Source organism: Variovorax sp. P5_A3, assembly GCF_056400665.1.
The window spans coordinates 133562-155298 of record NZ_JBFUKW010000020.1; the positions used below are offsets into that span (position 1 = coordinate 133562).

Sequence of the window (21737 nt, forward strand, 5' to 3'; positions counted from 1 at the left end):
ACAGGAGCAGCCCCATGCGCATCGCAACATATCTCATCGAAGGCCGTCGCCAGGTTGGCCTGGTGTCCGCCGACGGACAGACCATCACCGCCCTGGACGTTCCAGCCGACCAGGCCGACCGGGGAGCGCTTTCCCTGATTGAAGCGCTTGCAGCAGGTGGACAGATCCCACCGAAAGGCAGCGCGACCGTCAAGGTTGCGGATGTCGAGCTCGACGCGCCGCTGCCAAAGCCGCGTCGCAACCTCTGGTGCGTGGGCCGGAACTACCATGCCCACGCCAAGGAACTGTCGGCTTCCGTCTTCAAGGACAACGCTGCGAAGACCGACGAATGGCCGATCGTCTTCACCAAGGTACCCGAGTGCGTGGTCGGCCCGCACGACGACGTGCTGGTGCCCAGCGAGGTCTCGACCCAGATCGACTACGAAGCCGAACTGGCTGTTGTCATCGGCAAGGGTGGCAAGAACATCACCCGCGCGGCTGCCATGGACCACGTCTTCGGCTACACGGTGGTCAACGACGTCACGGCTCGCGATGTCCAGATGCGCCACGGCCAGTGGGACATGGGAAAGTCCTTCGACACCTTCTGTCCTATGGGCCCGTGGATCGTGACGGCGGATGAGTTCGACGGCACCAAGACTCGGGTGCGGTGCTGGGTGAACGGCGAACTGCGCCAGGATGGCCCCACCGAGAACATGATCTTCGACATCCCGACATTGATCGAGACCATCTCGCGCGGCATTTCCCTCTACCCGGGTGACGTGATCGCCACGGGAACGCCTGCAGGCGTCGGCATGGGCATGTCGCCTCCGCGCTACCTGAAGGCAGGCGACGTCGTCCGGGTCGAAATTGACCAGCTCGGCGCGATCGAGAACAAGTTCGTTTGAGGCCCCGATGAGCACGCAATATCTGAACGGGATGGCAGTCGAAGTCGATGGGGAAGGGGACGCACTGTTGTGCATCCACGGCCTTGGCGGCTCCTCCAATGTGTGGACGCCGCTTCTCGCGGCGACGGCAGGGTTCAAGACGATTCGTCCCGACCTTCCGGGAAGCGCACGGTCGCAGCTGCCGCACAACGCGCTGTCGATCGCTGGTTACGTTGAGGCGCTGGTAGGACTGCTCGATGCGCTGGAGCTCAAGGCGGTCCACGTCATGGCTCATTCGCTGGGCACGGTCATCGCGCAGCACCTTGCGGTCGACCATCCTGGCCGTGTGCATTCGCTTGCCCTGTTCGGGCCGTTGGTTGCTCCGCCGGATGCAGCTCGGGCGGGCACGCTCGCCCGCGCGCAGTTGGCGCGTACCGGTGTTCCCGCCATGCAGGAAATTGCGAACCAGATCGTCCAGGCAGCAACCGCCAAGGAAACGAAGGCTGAGCAACCTGCGGTGCTTGCCCTGATCCGCGAGATTGTCATGCGCCAGCCCCCTGAGGGATACGCCCAGAGCTGCGAGGCGCTGGCGGCGGCACAGTCCGCCGCAATCGAACACATCAGCGTGCCGACGCTGCTCGTGACTGGCGACCAGGACGGCGTGGCACCGGCTGCCAATGTTGCCTTGATGGCCGGACGGATCGAGGGAAGCGAACAGTTCGTGCTCGAGGGATGTGGGCACTGGACCCCCTTCGAGCGGCCAAAGCAATGCGTGGAACACCTGCAGCGCTTCCACCAGGGCATTCGTTAGTCGGCAAAGGTTTGAAGCCTTCGCCATTCCTTCACCGCGAATCTTTGCAACCGTAACCTGTCACCCCACGGTGACTTCAAGGAGACAGAAATGACCCGCATCGCATTTACAAACGTCCGCATCTTCGACGGCACGGGCGAGGACACCTACACCGGCGACGTTCTCGTCGAAGGCAACCGCATCGTCGAGGTGACCCGTGCGCCCAAGCGCGTGAGCACCGATGACGCGCGCGTGATCGAGGGCAGAGGCCGCTTCCTCATGCCCGGCATGACCGAGGCCCATACCCACTTTTCGTGGAACGATCAGCCTTCGCTGGCTGCCATCCAGTTCATGCCGCCCGAAGAACACATGCTCTGGTGCGTACGGGTGGCGAAACGATACCTCGACATGGGCTGGACCTCAGCGATCGGCGCGGCCGCTGCCAAGCCGCGGCTCGATGTCGTGCTGCGCAACGCGATCGATGCGGGCGAATTCCCGGGGCCGCGCTACTTGGCCGGCAGTCAGGAGATCACGACCATCGGCGCGCTGGGCGACAACACCCTGCCGCACATGAAGTTCGAGGAGTTGAGCTTCGGCAGCGTCTGCAGCGGTCCGGAAGAGATTCGCAAGTCGGCCCGCACCTTCATCAAGTACGGCGTGGATCACCTGAAGATCAACCTGTCGGGCGAGTACATCGCTGGCCTGCCGGCCGAGATGTCGCCGTTCTCGGAAGACGAGGTGGCGATGCTGGCACAGGAGGCCAAGCGGTACGGCAAGCGGATGGCTGCGCATGCGCGGTCGAGCGAGTCGGTCAAGCAGTGCGTGCGCCATGGCATCGAGATGGTCTACCACGCAAGCTTCGCGGACAGCGAAGCCTTGGATATGCTCGAAGCCGCGAAGGATAAGCACTTCGTCGCACCCGGTATCGGCTGGCTGATCCGCACCACGTACAACGCCGCCGAGTACGGCATCACCGAGGCCGTCGCAACGCAGATGGGCTACAAGCGCGAGCTTGAGGTCGCTTCCGCTTCGCTTCGCGAAATGCACAAGCGTGGCATCCGAATCCTTCCGGGGGGCGACTATGGCTTCGCATGGATGCCTCACGGCACCAATGCGAACGACCTGCAGTACTTCGTGGACTACATCGGCATGACGCCGAAGGAAGCTCTTTTGGCAGCAACCAAGCTCGGGGGCCAGATCATGCTGCGTCCCGACGAACTCGGCCAGCTCAAGGCGGGGTTCCTGGCGGACATCGTTCTCGTCGATGGTGACCCGTTGCAGAACCTGGCCCTTCTCACGGACCCTGCCAAGGTGCAACTCGTAATGAAGGACGGGGTGATTCACAAGGACTGCGCCACACCAGTACCCGCGGAAGCGGCGCTGCACTTGGATGGGGCCGATTCACCGCTGCAGGAAACCGGCGTTCGCGAAGCGCTCGCCGAAATGCACTAAGCGAAGCGCGCCTCCACGCTTCGGACGGTGCGGCGTATCGACTGCTCGAAGAGGGGCTTCAGGATGCCGGCCTGAAGCCCTTTTTTGCTGCCGTCCGTGGGTGGGGCCGAGCAGGTGCATCGAGCGTCTTGTGGATACCGATCGCCTCTTGTGAAGAGATCATCCGGCTGCCAGATCCCTGTGCTCCCCGCTGATCGATTGCACCCGGATCGCGCGCCAGGCGGCGGTCGAGCGTGAGCCGGCCTGCGAGGTAGGCCATCGCCGGCCGTAGTCGAGACGGGCACACGGTTGCGACATGTCGGCGGCGCTATGCAGTGGCGCGGCAGAGCTTTGCAACCGCTGAAGCAATCTCCACAGGACCGACGCGGCAAAGATCTTCGAGCGGCTTTGAATAGGGCACCGGAATTCGTGGTGCGCCGAGACGCGTCGGTGCCGCCTTGAGCTTGCCGAAGAAGACCTCCGCGATCTCGGCCAGCACCTCGCCGCCGAACCCGCCCGTGCGCGGGGACTCGTGGGCGACCAGAACGCGCCCGGTCTTCTCGACGGACAAGAAGACGGTATCGCGGTCCCAAGGCCACAGGGTGCGCAGATCGATCACCTCGGCGTCGATGCCTCGCTCGGCCAGGAGCCCCGCGGCCAGCACGCAGGAGTTCGCCGTGCTGGACCAACTCACCAAGGTGATATCCGCTCCCTTGCGCCGTACTGCAGCCTTGCCGAGTTCGATCGGACCCGCGCTCTCGTCCACGTCGTCCGTCTCCAGCCACAGCTCCTTGTGTTCCATGAAGACCACCGGGTCATCGGCGCGTATGGCAGCCTTGAGCAATCCATGGTTGTCGGCAGGTGTTGCCGAAGCCACGACCACGAGGCCGGGCGTCCCGACCCACAGGTTCTCGTTGCTCTGCGAGTGTTGTGCGGCCATGCCCCATCGCATGCCGATCGGCTGCCGGATGACCATGGGGACGCGTATCTGGCCGCCCAGCATGTAACGCACCTTGGCCGCCTGGTTGATGATTTCGTCGGCCGCACAGAACGCGAAGTCGGCGTATCGAAGTTCCGCGATCGGACGCATGCCGAGCAGTGCGGAACCGATGGCTGCCGACATGATCATGGATTCGGAGATCGGGGTATCGACGATGCGCTCGGGCCCGAAGAGCTTCTGCAATCCGAGATACTGGCCAGCGACCCCGCCGTCTGGGCCCAGGTCCTCACCAAGCGCCCAGACCTTCGGGTCACGTTCCATTTCCTGTCGAAGTGCAAGACACCCGGCTTGCGCGTAGGTCAATCGGGTCATGCCGGGCTCCCGATGTCCTGCACATCCGTGAAGGCGCTCGAGGCCTCGGGAAAAGGCGCCCGTGCGGCTTCAACGACGGCATCCGAAATCTTGGAGTGACATTCGTCTCTCAAGGCGTCGAGCTGCGCGCGCGGAACCTCACGAGCAGCAAGCCACCGCTCGGCATGGAGGATGCAATCGAATTGCCTCACGCCTTCGATGTCCACAGGATCCCGATAGAGCTGACGGTCATGCGCAAGATGGCCATGCCAACGATGCGTTGTGGCGTGAAGGAAGTGTGGCCCGGCGCCGGACCTGACCATGTCGATAAGTTCTCGGGCGTTACGCTCCACCGCCACCACGTCGTTTCCGTCGACGCTGGATACCGGAATGCCGAAGGACGGAACCCGATCCACCGCAGGAGGGCCGCCGGTCACATCCTTGGTGCGGAGCGTCACAGAGTAGCCGTTGTCCTCGCACACGAAGAGCACTGGAAGCTCGAAGAGCTTGGCCCAGTTGAAGGCCTCAAACAGCGGGCCCCGGTTCATCGCCCCGTCGCCAAAGAAGGCGACGACGATCTCGGGCTTGCCCTGCATCTTGATCGCATGGGCCGCACCGACAGCAATCGTGACGCCGTCGGGCACGACGCCGTTGGCGCCGAGCATTCCCATCGAAAAATCGGCGATATGCATCGAACCGCCTTTGCCGTTGGAGGTGCCGCCCTGCCGCCCGAAGAGCTCGCGCATCATCTTCGCAGGAGACACTCCTTTGGCGATGGCGTGGCCGTGTCCCCTGTGGTAACTCGAAACAAAGTCCTGCCGCGAGAGCCCAAAGCAGACCCCGGTGGCGATCGCTTCTTCGCCCGTATATTGATGCACCGAACCGCGCACATCGTCAGCCTTGAGTGCCGAACCCGCCGCCTCTTCGAATTCCCGAATGAGGTGCATGGTGCGCACCATGGAAAGCACCTCCACTGGCGAGGCGTCTTGACAGCTTGGACTCATACCGGCGAAAAGGAAACGGATTTGAGGATCTTCGAGTCCTGCTCGACGATGATGTTCAATGCCCGCAGTTCATTGCGATAAAGCGACCAGGCCGCGTCGTCCTCCATGGCCTTGCGGCGCCTTTCGCGCTCCGCCAGGCTGTCGAATGCCCAGAGGTGAACCACCTCATTCAGGGGGCCGATCTCAGAGACAAAGAACCCTACGAGGTGGCCGAGGTACTTCCGTTGCAGGGGAAGCGCTGCGCGCTCGTACAACTCGAGGAAGTCGCCCATTCGCAGGGCCTTGATGGTGTAGGTGCGGTGTTCGACGATCACGTGCGCGCCCCTTACTCGACCTTGATGCCGAGCTCGTTGATGAGCTTGCCCCAATAGGCATAGTCGGACGCCATTCCAGAGGCCAAGGCGGCCGGCGCGGTGCCGGTAGGCGTCAGGCCCAGCGTGCGCAAGCGCGCCTGGACCTCTTCAGATTTGACGATCTTGACCAGTTCGACGTTGAGCCGATTGACGATCTCATCAGGCGTGCCGGTGGGAGTGAACAGACCATGCCACGAGTTTCCGATCACACCGCTGGGATCGAGCGTGGCGTTGTACTCCGTCACCGTCGGTACGTTGGGCAGACTCGGGACCCGTTCGGCACCCGAGACCGCCAAGGCTTTGATCCGGTTGCCTTGAATCGACGGGATAGCGGTTGTGGCCGCTTCGAGGTAGAGACTGACCACGCCGCTCATGACGTCGGGCGACGGATTCGTTTTGTAGGGAATGTGCGTCAGCTGGATGCCGAGTCGGCGAGCCCAGGCTTCAAGGGCCACGTGTGGCTGCGAACCGACCCCTGCCGATGCGTAGTCGATCTTCCCCGGGGTGCGCTTCGCATAGTCGACCATCTCCGCCATCGTGTTGAAGGGCGCATTGGGAGTAGCGGTGAGGATGTGCGGGACGATCAGTACTTGGGTGATCGACTTGAAGTCTGTCAGCGGGTGGTACTTCGCGTTGGGATAGAGATGCGGCGCGATCGCCATCACTCCCTTGACCGTGAAGAAGAGGTTGTAGCCGTCAGCAGGCAGGGCAGCCGCTGCCTCCGCGCCGATCATGCCGCCTGCACCCGCGCGGTTGTCGACGATCACTGGCTGCCCCAGCGCCTGGCTCAGTTTGTCTCCGAGGATGCGCGCCACCACGTCGGGGGAGATCCCGGCGGCATACGGGACGATCACCTTGATCGGCTTGTTGGGGTATGCACCGCCCTGACCCCATACCGAAGGCAGCGCGAGCGATGCGGTGAGGCCGGCTGCGCCGGCAATGAGGCTTCTGCGTTTCATGGTTTGTCTCCTGTCGATTTCGATCTGGGAAGCAGCAGCAGTTCTAGCGGCCGCCGGACACATCCAGCAGTGCGCCATGCACATAGCTCGACAGCGGTCCGCACAGGAAGGCCACCACTTCGGCGACCTCGTCCGCGGTACCGGCGCGACCGATTGGGACCGTGGGTGCGACGCGGGCGATGAGTTCCTGTCCACCATGGACTTCGTGAATCTCGGTGTTGATCAAGCCGGGACGGACGGCGTTGACGCGTATGCCGTGCGGCGGCAGTTCCTTCGCCAAGGCGAGTGTGAAACTGTCGATCGCGCCTTTCGATGCCGCATAGTGCGCCTCGAGTGGCATGCCGCCATGGCGCGACGCGGCGGACGACATATTGACGATCGATCCACCTTGGCCGCCTTTCTGCGTGGACATCGTCCGCGCGGCTTTGGCTACGCACATGAAACTGCCAATCACGTTGGCTTCGAAGACGCTTCGCAGATGCGCGGGATCCGCGTCGAGGATCGAGTGTTGACCACCCACGATGCCGGCGTTGTTCACGAGTGCGTCGAGCCGACCGAAGGCGTCGAGCGTTGCCTTGAACAGTTGTGCAATGTCGTCGGGTGACGTCATGTCTGCTTTGACGGCTAGCGCGCGGCCCCCAGCGTTGTTGATCATCGAGGTGGTTTCCTCGGCTGCCGCAGCGTTCGCCACATAGCTGAATGCAACGTTCCAGCCTTGGCGCGCCAGGGCGACTGAGACGGCGCGGCCGATACCTCGGCTTCCGCCAGTGACGATGGCAATGGGTTTGTCCTGGGTCGTTTCAGTCATGGGTTTCCTCGGTGGGTGGATGGGGAGGACTGGAGGTTTCGAAGAATGCGATCCCCGCGGCGGCAATGATTCCGTCCTCGAAGGACTGAACATGGGAGATTCGTATGGCTCCGAGGAACTGGCCGTCGTAGGCCAATGGGAGCCCGCCTTCGATTGGGATCGCGCCGGATGGAATCAGAATTGCCGTGCGTCCCGCGGCGACGAAGTCTTCGATTGCTTGCTGAGGGGCGCTTGAACGGTGGGGCGGTCTTGGCCCTTTCGAACGCAATGAGGCTTGACGCCTTTTTCGTGTTGTCCATGCGCTCCAGATACATTAGGTGGCCCCGCCATCAACGATCGCAATGACGTTCTGCGCCTTTGCCTTGGCTCGGCAGGCTCCGGTGATCTGCTTCGCGTCATTTATCGAAAGAATCAGCTGGGAGAGCATTCGTCTACCTTCCTGATCCAGCAAAGCGTGCTATCTTGCTTTTTGCCATGCGTCAAACCACAACAAATATTGATCAAGCCCGCCTGCGCCCGCTTCCCACATTGAAGCCGGTGGAGAGCACGACGATGCGAGAGCAGGTCACCCAGTCGGTGCGCAATGCACTGATGAACGGGCACTTCCAACCCGGGCAGTCGGTCACCGTGAAGGCGATTTCTGCCATGCACAGCGCGAGCGTGATGCCGGCGCGCGAGGCCATGAATCGGCTGATCGCGGAGGGTGCATTGGAGCTGAGGCCCAATCGCACCGTCATCGTTCCCATGCTTTCTCGGCGCGAGTTCGATGAACTTACAGATTTGCGTTGCCACATCGAAGGCGTCGCAGCCTCGCACGCGACGGAGCACGTGAGCCGCGAGCTCGTGGCTCGTCTCAAGACGTTGGACGCGGAGATGAGGGCCGCCGCGCTTGCAGGGGACGCCGATGCCTACTTGAATGGCAACTTCGAATTCCACTTCGCCATGTATCGACTGGGCGCGAGTGCCTTTGTACTGTCCATCATCGAAAAACTCTGGGTGCGCGTTGGACCGCTCATCCGTGCATGCTTCAGCCCGGCAGGCTTCGAGGATTCTGGAAGAAATCATGCGCAGATCATTTCTGCGCTGACCAGGGGTCAGAAGGAGTCGCTGCGTGCGGCGATCGTCGCGGACATCACTGTGGCAGCCGACACCATCCGTGCCTTGCAGTTCGGCGGTCCCGGTGAGTCCTTGCCTGAAGCGCCTAATGCGGCGCCAGCACGGCAACGCAGGCAGAAAAGCCAAGCCATCTGACGCGGCCGCGTGGAAGCGCGTCGGTTGTATGCAAGAGATGATTTGGGCTCGCATATGATTGATGTTTGATCAATCATATGAGTGCAGCCTCAGGCTGTTCAGCCGCGTAAACCCTTGGTCCACGCAAGTTTCAAAGAACGCGAGTCCTTGCAGGCCAGACGCTTCGCTCCAGATGTCGGGCGATCTCGGGGCGAGGATTTGGCCTTATCCGCCGCATATTTCACTCGGGTGGGTAGAGACGTAGCCGGTGGAAAGTCCGTTGATGGCTGCGGCGTTCGAAGAATTGGAACTTTCGACCCGGCGGCCGAAGCTGGCGATACGGGCGCACTTGCGAAGCGGCCTGAGTACGGGTCCCGCGGCAGAATTGTGCTGCTTGTAGGTCGCGGGCGCTCCCCTGTCTCACCTCATTTCGCGGTAGGGATTACAAATTCCGCCCCCTTGCCGATGCTCTCCGGCCAGCGCTGCATGATCGACTTCTGCTTGGTGTAGAAGCGCACGCCTTCCTCGCCGTAGGCGTGCATGTCGCCGAACAGGCTCTTCTTCCAGCCGCCGAAGCCGTGCCAGGCCATTGGCACCGGGATCGGCACGTTGATGCCCACCATGCCGACCTGAATGCGCCGCCTGAACTCGCGCGCCACGTTGCCGTCGCGCGTGAAGCAGGAGACGCCGTTGCCGAACTCATGGGCGTTGATCAGGTCCACCGCTTCCTTGAGGTCATGCACCCGCACGCAGGACAGCACGGGGCCGAAGATCTCTTCCTTGTAGATCCGCATCTCGGGCGTGACGTGGTCGAACAGCGTGCCGCCCATCCAGAAGCCCTCGCCGCAGCCTTCGCCGGCGGCGCTGGCGTCGAAGCCGCGGCCGTCCACCACCAGCTTGGCGCCTTCCTTCTCGCCCTGGGCGATGTAGCCCGTGATGCGCTCGTGCGCCGCGCGCGTCACGATCGGGCCCATCTCGGCGGCCAGGTTGGTGCCGTTGAGCACCTTGAGCGTCTTCGCCCGCTCGGTCAGCAGCGGCAGCACGCGGTCGGCCACGTCGCCCACCAGCACCGCCACCGAGATCGCCATGCAGCGCTCGCCGGCCGAGCCGTAGCCCGAGCCGATCAGGGCGTCGACCGTCTGCTCGATGTCGGCGTCGGGCATCACGACCATGTGGTTCTTGGCGCCGCCCAGGGCCTGCACGCGCTTGCCGTGGCGGGCGCCCGTCTCGTAGATGTAGTTGGCGATCGGGGTCGAGCCGACGAAGCTGATGGCCTTCACATCCGGGTGCTCCAGCAGCGCGTCGACCGCCTCCTTGTCGCCCTGCACGACATTGAAGACGCCGTCGGGCAGCCCGGCCTCCTTGAGCAGTTCGGCCATGCGCAGCGAGGGGCTGGGGTCGGTCGGACTGGGCTTGAGTACGAAGGTGTTGCCGGCGGCGATCGCCACCGGGAACATCCACATCGGCACCATCACCGGGAAGTTGAAGGGCGTGATGCCGGCCACCACGCCGAGCGGCTGGCGCAAGGTCCAGTTGTCGATGCCGGTGGAGACCTGGTCGGTGAAGTCGCCCTTGAGCAGCTGCGGGATGCCGCATGCGAACTCTACAATGTCGATACCACGGCTGACCTCGCCTTGGGCGTCGGTGAAGACCTTGCCGTGCTCGGCGGTGATCTGCCTCGCAAGCTCATCCTTGCGCTCGTTGAGCAATGCAAGGAACTTGAACATGACGCGCGCGCGACGAATCGGTGGCGTGTCGGCCCAGGCCGGGAAGGCGGCCTGGGCCGCTGCAACGGCGGCGCCCACCTCAGCCTGACTTGCCAACCCGGCAACCCCGGTTACCGCGCCCGTTGCCGGGTTGGTGACGTCCTGCGTGCGGCCGGAGGTGTTTGCGACCCTCCGGCCGTCGATGAAATGATCGATAGGATTGGGGTGCACAGTCTGCTCCTGGGTGTGGGTAGTGATGGAGACAAGTCTAGAAAGCAGCTCCTGCAAGACCAATAGGCGTCCGGCGAACCGATTGTTCATTCTGGTGAACAATGCGGGGATGGACGCCCAGAAGATCGAATCGCTGTGGTCACACCTGCACTGGCTGATTGTGCTGGCGGAGCAGAGGACCTTTACGGCCGCCGCCAATCGGCTAGGCGTCAGCAAAGGAGCGATGAGCCAACGCATCGCGGAACTTGAACGAGCCGTCGGTACTGTTTTGGTCCATCGCACTACGCGCAGTGTCCGCCTCACCGCGGCGGGGCAGCGACTGGTAGACGAGACTCGCGCGCCCTATGAGCAGATCTCACAGAGCTTCTTGGGCGCGAAAGACGCTACAGGCGAAGCGCGAGGCTTGGTTCGGGTAACGATGCCCGTGGCGCTTGGTCGTCAAAAGATCGTTCCGTTACTGACGACTTTTCTCGACTCGCATCCATCGATTCGCCTTGAGATTGAGATGTCAGATCGCCTCGCGTCCTTGGCGACAGAGGGATTCGATCTGGCGATCCGGCATGCCGCCGAAGCGCCTGATACCCAGGTAGCGTGGCTCTTGTGTGAAACGCGGGCCGTCCTCGTCGCCAGCAAAGATTACGTCGACAAGTACGGTACGCCCCAAGCGCCTCAAGATCTCGGCAAACACCGATGTCTGCACTATCCCCGGGGCCAAGGCGAGATCGTTTGGTCGTTTGAGCCGCGGGTGGCAAAGGAAGGCACGCGGATCACAGTTCCGATTGCTGGACCCATGGCTGCAAACAACAGTGAAGCGTTGCGCCATGCAGCGGAGGCCGGGCTCGGAATTGCGTTGATTCCAGACTTCACTGCCCAATCCGGAATTGAAAGTGGTCGACTTTTGAAAGTCCTGACGCGTTGGCGACCCACAGGGACTTTCGCCGACAAGCTTTTCGCCATGCGGCCCTATTCTCCTCATACTCCGAAGGCGGTCGGCTTGTTGGTGCGCTATCTTCGCGAAGCTCTGCGCGGGGGGGTCGGGGGGAAAAGTTAGCGTGCGAGTATTGGCGCGCCTCAAGGTAGTTGTCGCCTCTTTCATGCAGCCTGCGGCTGTATGTCGGCGTTGTCACGTTGGCCGTCAGTGGCTGCAACATCGGCATGAGGTTCCGATTCAGAAGGCGGCCGAGGGGTTTTTGGTGAGACATATCGAAATGAGCCCCGCTGTGCAGCGGTGCCGACGCTTGGGATAGTCTGCAAAACAGGCCCGAGCCTTGCATGATCTGCTCATGATTGCGAAACGCGTGACTCCCCCGAATCAGCTGGGCCTCGGCCTGAACCTGTCGACGAAGAAGACGCGCAAGCGCGAGTTCCTCGATGAGATGGATCGGGTGGTTCCGTGGAGCGCGCTGGTGCAGATCGTCGAGCCGCACAGCCCTCGGGCCAAGACTGGCCGCCCGCCATTTGCGATCGAGACGATGCTGCGCATTCACTACTTGCAGCAGTGGTTCGGACTGAGCGACCCGGCGATGGAAGAGGCGCTGCACGACGTGCCGCTGTACCGAGAGTTCGCCGGGCTGGGCGACGGCGTCAGCCGCTTGCCCGACGAGACCACCATCCTGCGGTTTCGCCATCTGCTGGAGGCTCACGACCTGGCCGTCGACATGCTGCGGTTGATCAACGACATCCTTCAGGCCAAGGGCCTGTTGCTGCGCACCGGCACTGCGGTGGACGCCACGCTGATCGCCGCGCCCAGTTCGACCAAGAACGCCGAAGGCGAGCGCGACCCGGAGATGCATCAGGCCAAGAAGGAGTCTACTCGTTAAGGACACGCTGATCTATGAGCCGCATCGTGCACGTTGAGGTCGACCCGCATCGCGGCGACGACTTCGACGCGCTCTATGACAGCACAAGGGCATTTGTCGCGATGTCTGGAGCCTCTTTCGAGGTTGTTTTGCGCTCTCAAGACGCACCTCGGGTATCCAGTGCCAGCAATCGCCTCTTTGCGATGACCAGGTTGGCCAGCCCGAACAGACTGAAAAGCTGCGCCTCGTTCTTTGCCAGGCCCTTGTAGCGCACCTTCTTGTGCCGGAACAAGTTCTTCACGACGTGGAATGGATGCTCGACCTTCGCACGCACACTGGCCTTCAACTGCTCGGCCTGCTCCAGCAGCCGCGCCCACGGGCGCGTGAGGTCCAGCTTTCGTCGCTTGCCCGGCTGCGCCACATACCAGTGCGGCCCCTGCGCTTCCTCGCGCTTGTCCACGCCGCGGTAGCCTGCATCGCCGAAGGCATGTGCTTCGTCCCCATGCAGAAGGGCACCGGCTTGCGTGACGTCGGCCACATTGGCGGCCGTGCCGATCACCGAGTGCACCAGCCCCGACTCGGCGTCCACGCCGATATGGCTCTTCATGCCAAAGTGCCAGGCGTTTCCCTTCTTGGTCTGGTGCATCTCGGGGTCGCGCGCCTTGTCCTGATTCTTCGTCGAGCTGGGCGCAGCGATGATGGTCGCGTCCACAATCGTACCCGCGCGCATCAGTAGCCCCTGCTCAGCGAGGTGCGCGTTGATTTCCTCGAACAGCGCGCGAGTGAGATCGTTGTCTTGCAGCAGGCGCCGGAACTTCAGCAATGTCGTCGCGTCAGGCACGGATTCGCGCGACAGATCGATGCCTACGAAGTCGCGCAGCGCCTGACTGTCGTACAGAGCGTCTTCGAGCGCCTCGTCGGCCAGGCCGTACCATTGCTAATGGGATGGACCCGACGCCACCCTTCGGGGAGACTGAGCGTCTCATAACTACCCTCATAGCCTGGAGGTCCGTCATGGAAATCGATATGCTCGGCATCGACTTGGCCAAACGTGTGTTCCAGTTGCACGGCGCCGATCGACACGGCCACGCCGTACATCGCGCGAAGGTTGGACGGCCTGCTCTTGTTAGTGCTGTGCGAGAGCTTCGACCCCGTGTCGTGGTCATGGAAGCATGCAGTTCGGCTCACCACTGGGCTCGACGCTTCCAACTGGAATTGGGTGTGGAGGTGCGCCTCATCAGTCCGCAGTACGTCAAGCCGTTCGTCAAGACGAACAAGAACGATCGCAACGATGCAGAGGCGATTGTTGAGGCGGCTTCCCGGCCGGCGATGCGCTTCGTCACGGTGAAGTCGGTCGAGCAACAGGACATACAGGCGGTGCATCGCGTTCGCGAATTGCTGATCCATCAACGCACGGCACTCATCAACCAGGTCAGAGGCTTGCTCGGCGAGCGCGGCATCACGATCGCCAAGTCCCCGGCCGCGTTCAGGCACGCCATGCCCGCCATCCTCAAGGAGTGCGAAGGCGAACTCACTTCCTTCTGTCAGGCGCTCATGATAGAGCTCTTCCAGGAATTCCACGCGCTCGAAAGTCGGATCGACCGCGCGGAGGCCCACATCAAGTCGTTTATGAAGCAATCGACTCTGTGCAAGAAGATCGCTGCCGTGGCCGGTATCGGACCGATCACGGCGACCGCACTGGTTGCAGCCGTCGGGGAGGCCAAGGAGTTTAAGAATGGCCGGCACCTTGCGGCTTGGCTCGGTCTTGTGCCCAAGCAGTATTCGTCGGGCGGGAAGTCGTGCCTCAGAGGTATCAGCAAGCGTGGCAACACCTACCTGCGCACGCTACTGATCCAAGGAGCGCGCGCTGTGCTGATCTATGTTGCCGGCAAGAACGACGCGCGTAGCCGTTGGCTTCAGGAACTGATCGTCAGACGTGGGTACAACCGCGCGGTGGTGGCCTTGGCAAACAAGAATGCGCGGGTGGTGCAAGCATTGCTGAGCAGCGACGCGCCATTCGGAGTCGCTGGCTGAACCAACAGTCTTGCGCAATTCATAACATGAAGAACGGAGGGAGGAAAAAAGCCCAGCACTGGTTTGCGATGCTTCTCGAGCGCGATGACGAAATTGGTTGAACCAGCGTCCCGGGAGCCTGTACTGTCTGTCGGCTGAATATCTCAAGCCGTACTGCTGATAAGGCCGGGGTGCGCGGATCTCATCAAGGCTGCGGGCGTGTATCGGTCGCCCATCAAGCAAGCCGAATACATGTGTGCAGACCGTTTCTCATCATCAACGAGAGCTTGCAAAAGGCGTCGGGTCCATACATGAAGACAGTACATGCGCAGCATCTTGGGCACGCCGATCGGTTGTCGACCCACGCGCCCGCTCTTGGGGTACAGCGGTTCGATCACGGCGATCAGCCGTGCCCAGGGCACGATGCGCTCCATCTCGGCGAGGAATTTCTCGCGCCGCGTGCGCTTCTTCTTCATCGCGTACTCGGCGCTGGCAAAGCTGCGTTGGCTCATCGTCGTCATGACCTCCTGGGCGTTCGATCAACAACGCATCGCTCGCCCGCTGCGAGGACGCGACGCTGAATAAATCAGCGTCTCCCTAGTAGATCTGTAAGCGTCCGGCGAACCCATCTTGAATTCGCAGTAGGAGCAAAGGATGCTCGTATCCACTAACTCTTGGTGGACACGTGCACACTATCTCTCCTCAAGCATCCGGCGATCGGCGGCGCCGCCGACTGCACAGCGACGAGTTCAAGGCCAATGCAGTCGCCTCAGCCGCGCAGCCCGGCGTCTCAATGGCATCTGTAGCGATGTCTCTGGGCATCAATGCAAACCTGCTGCGTCGCTGGTACGTGTCGCGGAGGTGCCCACGGCCAGCATGGCGGAAGGCAACACACCCAAGCCCTTGCGCAGCGCAGAGCTCAAGTCTTCGTCGTCGTTCGTGCCCGTGCAACTGCCCGCACCAGTCGCCGCAGTGAGCGACATCCGCATGGAAGTCCGGCGCGGCTCGACGACTGTCGTGGTGACCTGGCCGGCAGCACTTGCTGCCGAGTGCGGGACCTGGCTTCGCGAGTTGCTGCGGTGATCCGTATTGACGCCGTCTGGTTAGCGGTCGAACCGATGGACATGCGCGCCGGCACCGAAGCGGCATTGGGCCGTGTGGTGAAGGTCTTCGGTGAAGCCCGGCCACATCACGCTTACCTCTTTGCCAACCGTCGCGCCAATCGCATGAAGGTCCTCGTGCACGATGGTATTGGCGTTTGGTTGGCCGCGAGGCGACTGAACGCCGGCAAGTTCGTCTGGCCACACGACATGACGGGGACGCTGTCGCTCAGCAGACCGCAGCTCAACGCACTCGTTCTGGGATTGCCATGGCAACGCATCGGCGAGGCTGGAATCATCCGCGTTCTGTAGGGATGCGCAATCGATGAATGTTCCGATGCCACTGGCGCACTTCATCTGGCACGATCACCCCCCGTGATCGCCTCCCAGCCATTGGACTCGTTGGATCCGGAGCAGATGCGCCAAGCATTACTGGCGCTGATGAGCGAGCTGTCGGCCAAGGACGAGCAACTGCGCGACAAGGCCGTTGAACTCGAGAGAGCGCGACGCGAGACTGCGTTCAAGCAAACCCTGATCGACAAGCTCACGCACGAGATGGCGGTGCTCAAGCGGCTGAAGTTCGCCACCACGTGCTGCACGCCGACGAGACGCCGGTGGCCATGCTCAAGCCGGGCAACAAGAAGACCTACAAGGCCTACATCTGGAGCTACTGCACGACCAGCTTCAACTCGACGAAGGCGGTGGTGTTCAACTTCGCCGAGACGCGCAGCGGCGAGAACGTGCGCAAGTTCCTCGGCCAGGACGGCGACACCCCTTGGAAGGGCACGCTCGTCACCGACGGCTACTCGGGCTACAACGCGACCATCGAGAAGGGCGTGACGGCTGCAAATTGCATGGCGCACGCACGCCGCAAGTTCCACGAGCTGTGGGCCAACCATGGCAGCAAGGTCGGCGAGAAGGCGCTGCTGTACTTCCAGTTGCTGTTCAAGATCGAGACGAAGCACGACCAACTTCCCCCGGACGAGCGACGACGAATTCGCAAGCGCAAGTCGCGTCGGGTGGCCGCGTTGCTCTACAAGTGGCTTCTCCTGCAGAGGCAGCAGGTTCCGCCACGATCAAAGCCATTGACTACAGCCTCAAGCGCTGGCCCGCATTGACGCGGTACATCGAGGACGGTGACGTGCCGATCTCGAACAACTGGGTGGAGAACCAGATCCGCCCGATTGCTCTTGGAAGGGGCAACTGGTTGTTCGCCGGCAGCCTGCGAGCGGGCAAGCGCGCTGCGGCCATCATGAGCTTGGTTCACTCGGCACGCATCAACGGGCACGATCCCTATGCGTACCTGAAGGATGTCCTCGAGCGGCTGCCGACCCACCCGGCAAGCCGGATCGACGACTTGCTGCCTCACCGCTGGCACACAGGACTCGCCACGCACTGACTCCCGTGTCCGTCGTCAAGACGGGTTCGCCGTACGCTTACGTAGATCTGTCTTTCGGTACCGCATGGATATCAGCGCATCGACGCTGGGGTGAGGGGGTGAGCGCGTCCACTTCAGGAGAAAAAGGATCGAAGGCGACGACAAGTGGATACGCAGACACGCGCCAACCTAACTGACAAGTTCTACTTTTGGACCTGCGGGAAGAGTCGGGTCATGATGTTGGCCGTCGCAAGCGAAACGTGGCGTCTAAGGAGCACACAGGCAAGCTCCTCATCGCGTGCAACCACGGCATCCATGAGTTGTTGGTGGCCTTCAAACACTGCTGTGCTGACATCGACCGCCTGGGCGAGATTGCGATAGCGGGCCGAGTGATCCCAGAGAGTCTGATGAAAGTCCTGGAGCATCGGCAAGCGAGCGGCAGAAAGCAAGGCCAAGTGAAACCCACGATGGGCGGCCTCCCATTCCGAAGTGTACGGCCCGTAGTTGGGCTTGTATTCGGCGGTGCGCTGCAAGCGATGGAAGGCTGAAACGATTCGCGTCTCCCAGCTCAAATCAGCATACTTGAAGGCGTTCCTAAGGAGCAGTGTCTCGACCTCTCCGCGCATCTCGATGACCTCCGCCAAATGCTCCGGAGACGCCGCGGCAACCCGGAAGCCACGCCTGTCCTCCACCGTGACCAGCATTGACGCCGACAGCCGATAGAGGGCCTCACGAAGCGGGGTCATACCCAATCCGTACCGATCCTTCAATGCGTCCAGTGTCAGCTTGCGGCCTGGTGGCAGGACGCCCAGGACGATGTCATCGCGGATTTGCTCATACACGCGGGCCGCGAGGGTGGCTTTGTCGTCCGTGTGCTCGGCTGCCCCAGCCTCACCCCCGTAGCCGCCAGTCGTGGACTGTGGGTCGGTAGTCATATTTTCGAAATTTTCCGGTTCTCTCGGTCGCGAACTTGGATCCGGCCCGCTGCTGACAGCTCCGACCCCATGATTCTGCCCGCACCATATCGATGCCCTCAGTCGATTGTAACAAGTCTCGTACTTTCGAATCTTGTTTATATTTTCGATAATTTATGGAAGAATCCAAATTATCGTGACGGCCTTGCAAGACACCCTAGATCGAACAGCACTCACTTCCGCTGGTGAGGCTTGCGCCCCGAGACACCTGGCGCGGCGCATGGCGGCCAGCTATCGCCTCTCGCCGCCCCCTGAAGGGCATTTCCAGCATTTCCGAGGGAATCGGTCACTGCCGGCTGTCAACCAGCGTGCGACACCAAGGGCCAGTCCAGGTCCGAGACGCCGCATGCCAACCCCAGTTCCGGGCATCGAGCGTGGAGGCCGAACTGCCTCTGCTTCGTTCGCCGCCCATCCGCGCCTCATCCGCTTGTGGCGACTTTTCTTCCATTGAAAGGGCTATTCATATGACGATTCACATCGAACGCGGCATCTTCCAACGCTTCGACCCAACCTCAACGCCTCTGCCTCTGGTGGTCGACGTCTCGCGCAGCGGGCGCGAGTACCCGGAGGAGTTTCGTTCCATGGTTCCATTCACGACGCTGCACGACAACGTCTCTATGTACGTGGATCAAATTTGGGGTAGCACACCCAAGGTCGGGGGGACCTTGCTCTACGCGTCGTTTCCAAGCTTCTGGATCGATGCCAATCGCAACGAACTCGATATTGACGCCGACCTCATCGAGGGAGTGTGGCCGGTTCCCCTCCAGCCCACAGTCTCCGAACGAGGCCTGGGCCTCTTGAAGTCGAAGTCGCGCTACGGCGAGCCCGTGCACGAACGCAAGTTGACGGTGGCAGAGGTCGAGGAGCGCCTGGATGGTTACTATCGCCCCTATCACGCCGAACTCTCGCAGGTCGTTTCTCGACAGAAATCCGCGTTCGGCTTCGCGTACCACCTCAGTTGCCATTGCATGTCGGCGGTCGGCGCTCCGACTCATCCCGACGCGGGTCAACAGCGAGCCGACTTCTGCATCGGCAACGTGGACGGCAAGACCTGCTCGCCGGAAGCTCTCGAATTCACACGTGCGCTGATCGTGGATCTTGGCTACTCTTGCTCAGTGAACTTTCCTTACGTGGGTGGCGAGATCAACCTCCGCCATGGAGATCCTGCAGGCGGAGTCGAAAGCATCTTCATCGAGATCAACAAGAAGTTGTTCATGGACACGAAGACCTTCCGAAAGACCGAAGGTTTCGATCGCGTCCAACGCGATGCCACACACATTCTTCACAGGTTTGCCGATCGCGCCTGTCGGCAAATTGCGGCATGAGGGGGGAACCATGCATTCACCTTTTCGTAGCGCACTGAGTCTATTTGCCAGCGTTCTGATGGCGACGGCAGCTCACGCGCAAATGCCGTCGAAGCCAATTTCATTTGTGATCCCGTTCTCCGCTGGAGGACACGCCGACGTCGTCGGACGGGAGATTGCCAGGTCCTTGAGCGAGGTGCTGAAGCAACCCGTGATCGTAGACAACGCTGCGGGCGCGGGCGGAGCAATAGCAGCGCGCAAGGTGCTCGCCGCGCCACCGGATGGCCAGACTGCGTTCCTGGCATCTCCGAGTCAATTGATCCTGGCCGGAATCGTCAATCGCGACATCAAGTTCAGCGCCGAGGATTTCCAGGCGATCCATATGGTCGGGACGTCACCGTACGTGATCATGGCCCGCAAGGATCTGCCCGCACGAAACGCCGACGAACTCGCAGTGCTGGCGCGCGAGGCCGCAAGGAACGGAACGCCGCTGACCTACGCGAGCGTCGGCGTCGGCACTCTCAATCACGTCCTAGGAGAGGATCTCGCTCGAAGAATGAAGGCGCCGATGACACACGTTCCATACAAGGGAGGTGCCGACGTGATGCGCGATCTCATCGGCGGGCGTATCGATGTATTCATCAACATCTACACAGCGCAGCAAATCACCATGGCGGAACAGGGAGGGTTCAAGTTTGTGGCAGCACTGTCACCAAGCCGTCAACCGTTGCTCCCGCAAGTTCCGTCAGTCGATGAAGGTAGCGCCCTCAAAGGCTTCCATTCCGCCATCTGGACAGGCGTGTTTGTGAGGAAGGGAACGCCCGAACCGGTCGTCGCCAATCTGAATCGAGCGATGGCGACGGTGCTGTCCAATCCCGAGTTGCAAAAATCGTTGCTGGACCATGCCGGCGTCAACGCGGCGCCACCTCGCACCTCCCTGACGGACGTGAACAAAGAGTATGCCGCTGGGATCGATCAGTTTCGCAATCTGGCCAAGGTTGCCGGCCTCCAGGCCGACTGACCAAAACCTATCTATCAATCGAGTCACAACGAGTCCACTCGGAACAATTGGAGGGGGGCGTTGTCACGTTGACGGTCCATGGCCGCAACATCGGCAGGTGGGGGTAATTGAATTTTTTCGTCAAATTGACACAGTCGTATCCTCGCCGACGCCCCGCTCGCTTTGGACGGTGGAATCGGAAATCGGAGCCACAACGCGCGCCGAAGGAGTAGATTGGGCTTTGTCGCGTTAAGCCGGTCCGACCGGACGAAGTCCGGCAATTTCAGGTCAACGGACGGCGAGGCTGTAGAGGTGGTCGGCATCTGAAAATGCCAGGCCACCCGGGCAGCGTAGCTGCCCTTCTTGACCATGTGCATCGTCTCGATACCGGCGATCTGCCGGGCAGCACGGTTAGAGGACTTGAATCCCGTCATCGGTCGGATTCGCCGCTTGATGCTTCGGTGGTCCTGCTCCACAAGATTGCGAAAAAAGCACTTCGTTATCCGATTGCCGCGCGAGTGGGAGCCGACCGGGCCTCGCGAGAGCGCGGGTCCGAGTTGGCTACGACCCGCGCGTTTGTGCAAGCACCCCTTGCACCAAGGCTGCCCCAGTAGTGTCGATGTGCGATCTACTGTGAGCGTCCAGTCCAACCATCTTGAAAGCCTGCTCGGAGCATAGGAACCTAGTCCCCATCAACAACTCTTGGTGGACACGTGAGCACTATCCCCGATCAACAAGCCGATACACGACGGCGACGTCGCATTCACAGCGATGAATTCAAGGCAAACGCCGTGGCCAGTTGCATGCAGCCGGGCATGTCGATGGCGGCGGTGGCGATGGCCCAAGGCGTCAACGCGAATCTGCTGCGCCGCTGGGTTCGAGACGCTGAGATGAACTCGGGAACCGCCGTCGTCAGCGCGACCACCGCCGAGGCCCCGAAGGCGCACGAAGCCAAGACAGTGTTCGTCCCGGTCAGCTTGCCGCCACCGGTGCAGCCGGCTCATGTTCCGGACGTTCGCATCGAGCTGCGACGTGGGCCGATAGCGGTTACCGTGACTTGGCCGGCGAGTGCCGCCAGCGAGTGCGCGGTCTGGATGCGCGAGCTGCTTCGATGATCCGCATCGACGCGATGTGGCTGGCCGCAGACCCTATCGACATGCGCGCCGGCGCCGAGCGCCTGTTGGCGCGCGTTGTGCAAGTCTTCGGCGCAGCGCAGGCGCACCATGGCTACTTGTTCGCGAACGCCCGCGGCACGCGTGTCAAGCTGCTGGTGCACGACGGCTTCGGCGTGTGGTGTGCGGCGCGCCGGCTCAACGCGGGGCGCTTCGTCTGGCCGGGCACGACCAATGCGACCCCCTTGCTGTCACTCACACCTGCGCAGTTCGACGCCTTGGTCTTGGGCCTGCCGTGGCAGCGGCTTGCCGAGCTGAGCGTCATCACGCGAGCCTGAGGAGCCGGCGTCAACGCCATCTGCCCATGCGTTGTCAGTGGATGTGCCGAGGT

General features: G+C 61.9%; 22 protein-coding genes and 5 pseudogenes. 16 read left to right on the top strand and 11 right to left on the bottom strand.

What is annotated here, in order from left to right; translation table 11 throughout:
• Positions 1-14: 14 nt before the first annotated feature.
• The 3 genes from AC1D3B_RS25840 to AC1D3B_RS25850 all read left to right on the top strand — a co-directional run bounded on the left by AC1D3B_RS25840 (position 15) and on the right by AC1D3B_RS25850 (position 3105).
• The gene (locus tag AC1D3B_RS25840; protein ID WP_478193525.1) at positions 15-884 is read left to right on the top strand and encodes a fumarylacetoacetate hydrolase family protein; all 870 of its coding nucleotides are present in this window, start codon (positions 15-17) and stop codon (positions 882-884) included.
• A 7-nt stretch (positions 885-891) separates the two neighbouring features.
• Entirely contained in the window at positions 892-1674 is a 783-nt protein-coding gene (locus AC1D3B_RS25845; protein WP_478193572.1) for an alpha/beta fold hydrolase, read from the top strand.
• A 90-nt stretch (positions 1675-1764) separates the two neighbouring features.
• Positions 1765-3105: a metal-dependent hydrolase family protein gene (locus AC1D3B_RS25850; RefSeq protein ID WP_478193526.1), complete on the top strand. Its 1341-nt coding sequence runs from the start codon at positions 1765-1767 to the stop codon at positions 3103-3105.
• A gap of 307 nt (positions 3106-3412) precedes the next feature.
• On the opposite strand, the gene AC1D3B_RS25855 is transcribed toward AC1D3B_RS25850, so the two are convergent.
• The 6 genes from AC1D3B_RS25855 to AC1D3B_RS25880 are packed head-to-tail and all read right to left on the bottom strand — an operon-like array spanning position 3413 to position 7809.
• Complete coding sequence (locus AC1D3B_RS25855) at positions 3413-4396, bottom strand: alpha-ketoacid dehydrogenase subunit beta (protein WP_478193527.1); 984 nt, start codon at positions 4394-4396, stop codon at positions 3413-3415.
• A complete protein-coding gene (locus AC1D3B_RS25860; protein ID WP_478193528.1) occupies positions 4393-5334 on the bottom strand; it encodes a thiamine pyrophosphate-dependent dehydrogenase E1 component subunit alpha in 942 nt (313 codons plus the stop codon). Before AC1D3B_RS25860 ends, AC1D3B_RS25855 begins: the two co-directional genes overlap by 4 nt.
• A 41-nt stretch (positions 5335-5375) precedes the next feature.
• Positions 5376-5693, bottom strand: coding sequence for an NIPSNAP family protein (locus AC1D3B_RS25865; protein ID WP_478193529.1), 318 nt, complete (start codon positions 5691-5693; stop codon positions 5376-5378).
• 11 nt (positions 5694-5704) lie between these two features.
• On the bottom strand, positions 5705-6691 hold the full coding sequence (locus AC1D3B_RS25870; protein ID WP_478193530.1) for a Bug family tripartite tricarboxylate transporter substrate binding protein: 987 nt from the start codon (positions 6689-6691) through the stop codon (positions 5705-5707).
• Positions 6692-6734: 43 nt separating this feature from the next.
• Positions 6735-7499 (bottom strand): SDR family oxidoreductase, encoded by a 765-nt coding sequence (locus tag AC1D3B_RS25875; protein WP_478193531.1) that lies wholly within the window; start codon positions 7497-7499, stop codon positions 6735-6737.
• The gene (locus tag AC1D3B_RS25880) at positions 7492-7809 is read right to left on the bottom strand and encodes a heme-binding protein (RefSeq protein ID WP_478193573.1); all 318 of its coding nucleotides are present in this window, start codon (positions 7807-7809) and stop codon (positions 7492-7494) included. Before AC1D3B_RS25880 ends, AC1D3B_RS25875 begins: the two co-directional genes overlap by 8 nt.
• Before the next feature lie 152 nt (positions 7810-7961).
• On the opposite strand from AC1D3B_RS25880, the gene AC1D3B_RS25885 reads away from it, so the two are divergent.
• The gene (locus tag AC1D3B_RS25885) at positions 7962-8750 is read left to right on the top strand and encodes a GntR family transcriptional regulator (protein WP_478193532.1); all 789 of its coding nucleotides are present in this window, start codon (positions 7962-7964) and stop codon (positions 8748-8750) included.
• 404 nt (positions 8751-9154) lie between these two features.
• Here the strand turns inward: AC1D3B_RS25885 and AC1D3B_RS25890 are convergent, their stop codons facing one another.
• Positions 9155-10666, bottom strand: coding sequence for a CoA-acylating methylmalonate-semialdehyde dehydrogenase (locus AC1D3B_RS25890; protein WP_478193533.1), 1512 nt, complete (start codon positions 10664-10666; stop codon positions 9155-9157).
• A 109-nt stretch (positions 10667-10775) separates the two neighbouring features.
• Between AC1D3B_RS25890 and AC1D3B_RS25895 the strand changes: the two genes are divergently transcribed.
• Together AC1D3B_RS25895 and AC1D3B_RS25900 are read left to right on the top strand one after the other, a co-directional pair.
• Complete coding sequence (locus AC1D3B_RS25895; RefSeq protein WP_478193574.1) at positions 10776-11717, top strand: LysR family transcriptional regulator; 942 nt, start codon at positions 10776-10778, stop codon at positions 11715-11717.
• Between the two features lie 232 nt (positions 11718-11949).
• Positions 11950-12471: pseudogene (locus AC1D3B_RS25900) on the top strand (IS5 family transposase); the annotation flags it as partial.
• A 151-nt stretch (positions 12472-12622) separates the two neighbouring features.
• Here the strand turns inward: AC1D3B_RS25900 and AC1D3B_RS25905 are convergent.
• Positions 12623-13402: pseudogene (locus tag AC1D3B_RS25905) on the bottom strand (IS5 family transposase); the annotation flags it as partial.
• 77 nt (positions 13403-13479) lie between these two features.
• On the opposite strand from AC1D3B_RS25905, the gene AC1D3B_RS25910 reads away from it, so the two are divergent.
• Complete coding sequence (locus AC1D3B_RS25910; protein ID WP_478193534.1) at positions 13480-14499, top strand: IS110 family RNA-guided transposase; 1020 nt, start codon at positions 13480-13482, stop codon at positions 14497-14499.
• Between the two features lie 284 nt (positions 14500-14783).
• On the opposite strand, the pseudogene AC1D3B_RS25915 reads toward AC1D3B_RS25910, so the two are convergent.
• A pseudogene (locus AC1D3B_RS25915) lies at positions 14784-14990 on the bottom strand (transposase); the annotation flags it as partial.
• A 173-nt stretch (positions 14991-15163) separates the two neighbouring features.
• Between AC1D3B_RS25915 and AC1D3B_RS25920 the strand changes: the two are divergent.
• The 5 genes and pseudogenes from AC1D3B_RS25920 to AC1D3B_RS25940 all read left to right on the top strand — a co-directional run bounded on the left by AC1D3B_RS25920 (position 15164) and on the right by AC1D3B_RS25940 (position 16977).
• The gene (locus AC1D3B_RS25920) at positions 15164-15454 is read left to right on the top strand and encodes a transposase (protein ID WP_478193535.1); all 291 of its coding nucleotides are present in this window, start codon (positions 15164-15166) and stop codon (positions 15452-15454) included.
• Positions 15355-15561, top strand: a complete 207-nt coding sequence (locus AC1D3B_RS25925) for a hypothetical protein (protein ID WP_478193577.1) — start codon at positions 15355-15357, stop codon at positions 15559-15561. Before AC1D3B_RS25920 ends, AC1D3B_RS25925 begins: the two co-directional genes overlap by 100 nt.
• Positions 15558-15890: an IS66 family insertion sequence element accessory protein TnpB gene (tnpB, locus tag AC1D3B_RS25930; RefSeq protein WP_286565184.1), complete on the top strand. Its 333-nt coding sequence runs from the start codon at positions 15558-15560 to the stop codon at positions 15888-15890. Before AC1D3B_RS25925 ends, tnpB (AC1D3B_RS25930) begins: the two co-directional genes overlap by 4 nt.
• Before the next feature lie 308 nt (positions 15891-16198).
• Positions 16199-16755: pseudogene (locus tag AC1D3B_RS25935) on the top strand (IS66 family transposase); the annotation flags it as partial.
• Positions 16756-16830: 75 nt separating this feature from the next.
• Positions 16831-16977, top strand: a complete 147-nt coding sequence (locus AC1D3B_RS25940) for a transposase domain-containing protein (protein WP_478193575.1) — start codon at positions 16831-16833, stop codon at positions 16975-16977.
• 182 nt (positions 16978-17159) lie between these two features.
• Here AC1D3B_RS25940 and AC1D3B_RS25945 read toward each other — a convergent pair whose 3' ends face one another.
• The gene (locus AC1D3B_RS25945) at positions 17160-17891 is read right to left on the bottom strand and encodes a GntR family transcriptional regulator (protein WP_478193536.1); all 732 of its coding nucleotides are present in this window, start codon (positions 17889-17891) and stop codon (positions 17160-17162) included.
• Positions 17892-18304: 413 nt separating this feature from the next.
• On the opposite strand from AC1D3B_RS25945, the gene AC1D3B_RS25950 reads away from it, so the two are divergent.
• Together AC1D3B_RS25950 and AC1D3B_RS25955 are read left to right on the top strand one after the other, a co-directional pair.
• Positions 18305-19255, top strand: a complete 951-nt coding sequence (locus AC1D3B_RS25950; RefSeq protein WP_478193537.1) for an N-formylglutamate amidohydrolase — start codon at positions 18305-18307, stop codon at positions 19253-19255.
• 10 nt (positions 19256-19265) lie between these two features.
• Positions 19266-20255, top strand: coding sequence for a Bug family tripartite tricarboxylate transporter substrate binding protein (locus AC1D3B_RS25955; RefSeq protein WP_478193538.1), 990 nt, complete (start codon positions 19266-19268; stop codon positions 20253-20255).
• A 329-nt stretch (positions 20256-20584) separates the two neighbouring features.
• Here the strand turns inward: AC1D3B_RS25955 and AC1D3B_RS25960 are convergent.
• Positions 20585-20725: pseudogene (locus AC1D3B_RS25960) on the bottom strand (DDE-type integrase/transposase/recombinase); the annotation flags it as partial.
• Between the two features lie 222 nt (positions 20726-20947).
• Here AC1D3B_RS25960 and tnpA point away from each other — a divergent pair.
• Entirely contained in the window at positions 20948-21349 is a 402-nt protein-coding gene (tnpA, locus tag AC1D3B_RS25965; protein WP_478193539.1) for an IS66-like element accessory protein TnpA, read from the top strand.
• Entirely contained in the window at positions 21346-21684 is a 339-nt protein-coding gene (tnpB, locus tag AC1D3B_RS25970; protein ID WP_478193540.1) for an IS66 family insertion sequence element accessory protein TnpB, read from the top strand. Before tnpA ends, tnpB (AC1D3B_RS25970) begins: the two co-directional genes overlap by 4 nt.
• Positions 21685-21737 lie beyond the last annotated feature (53 nt).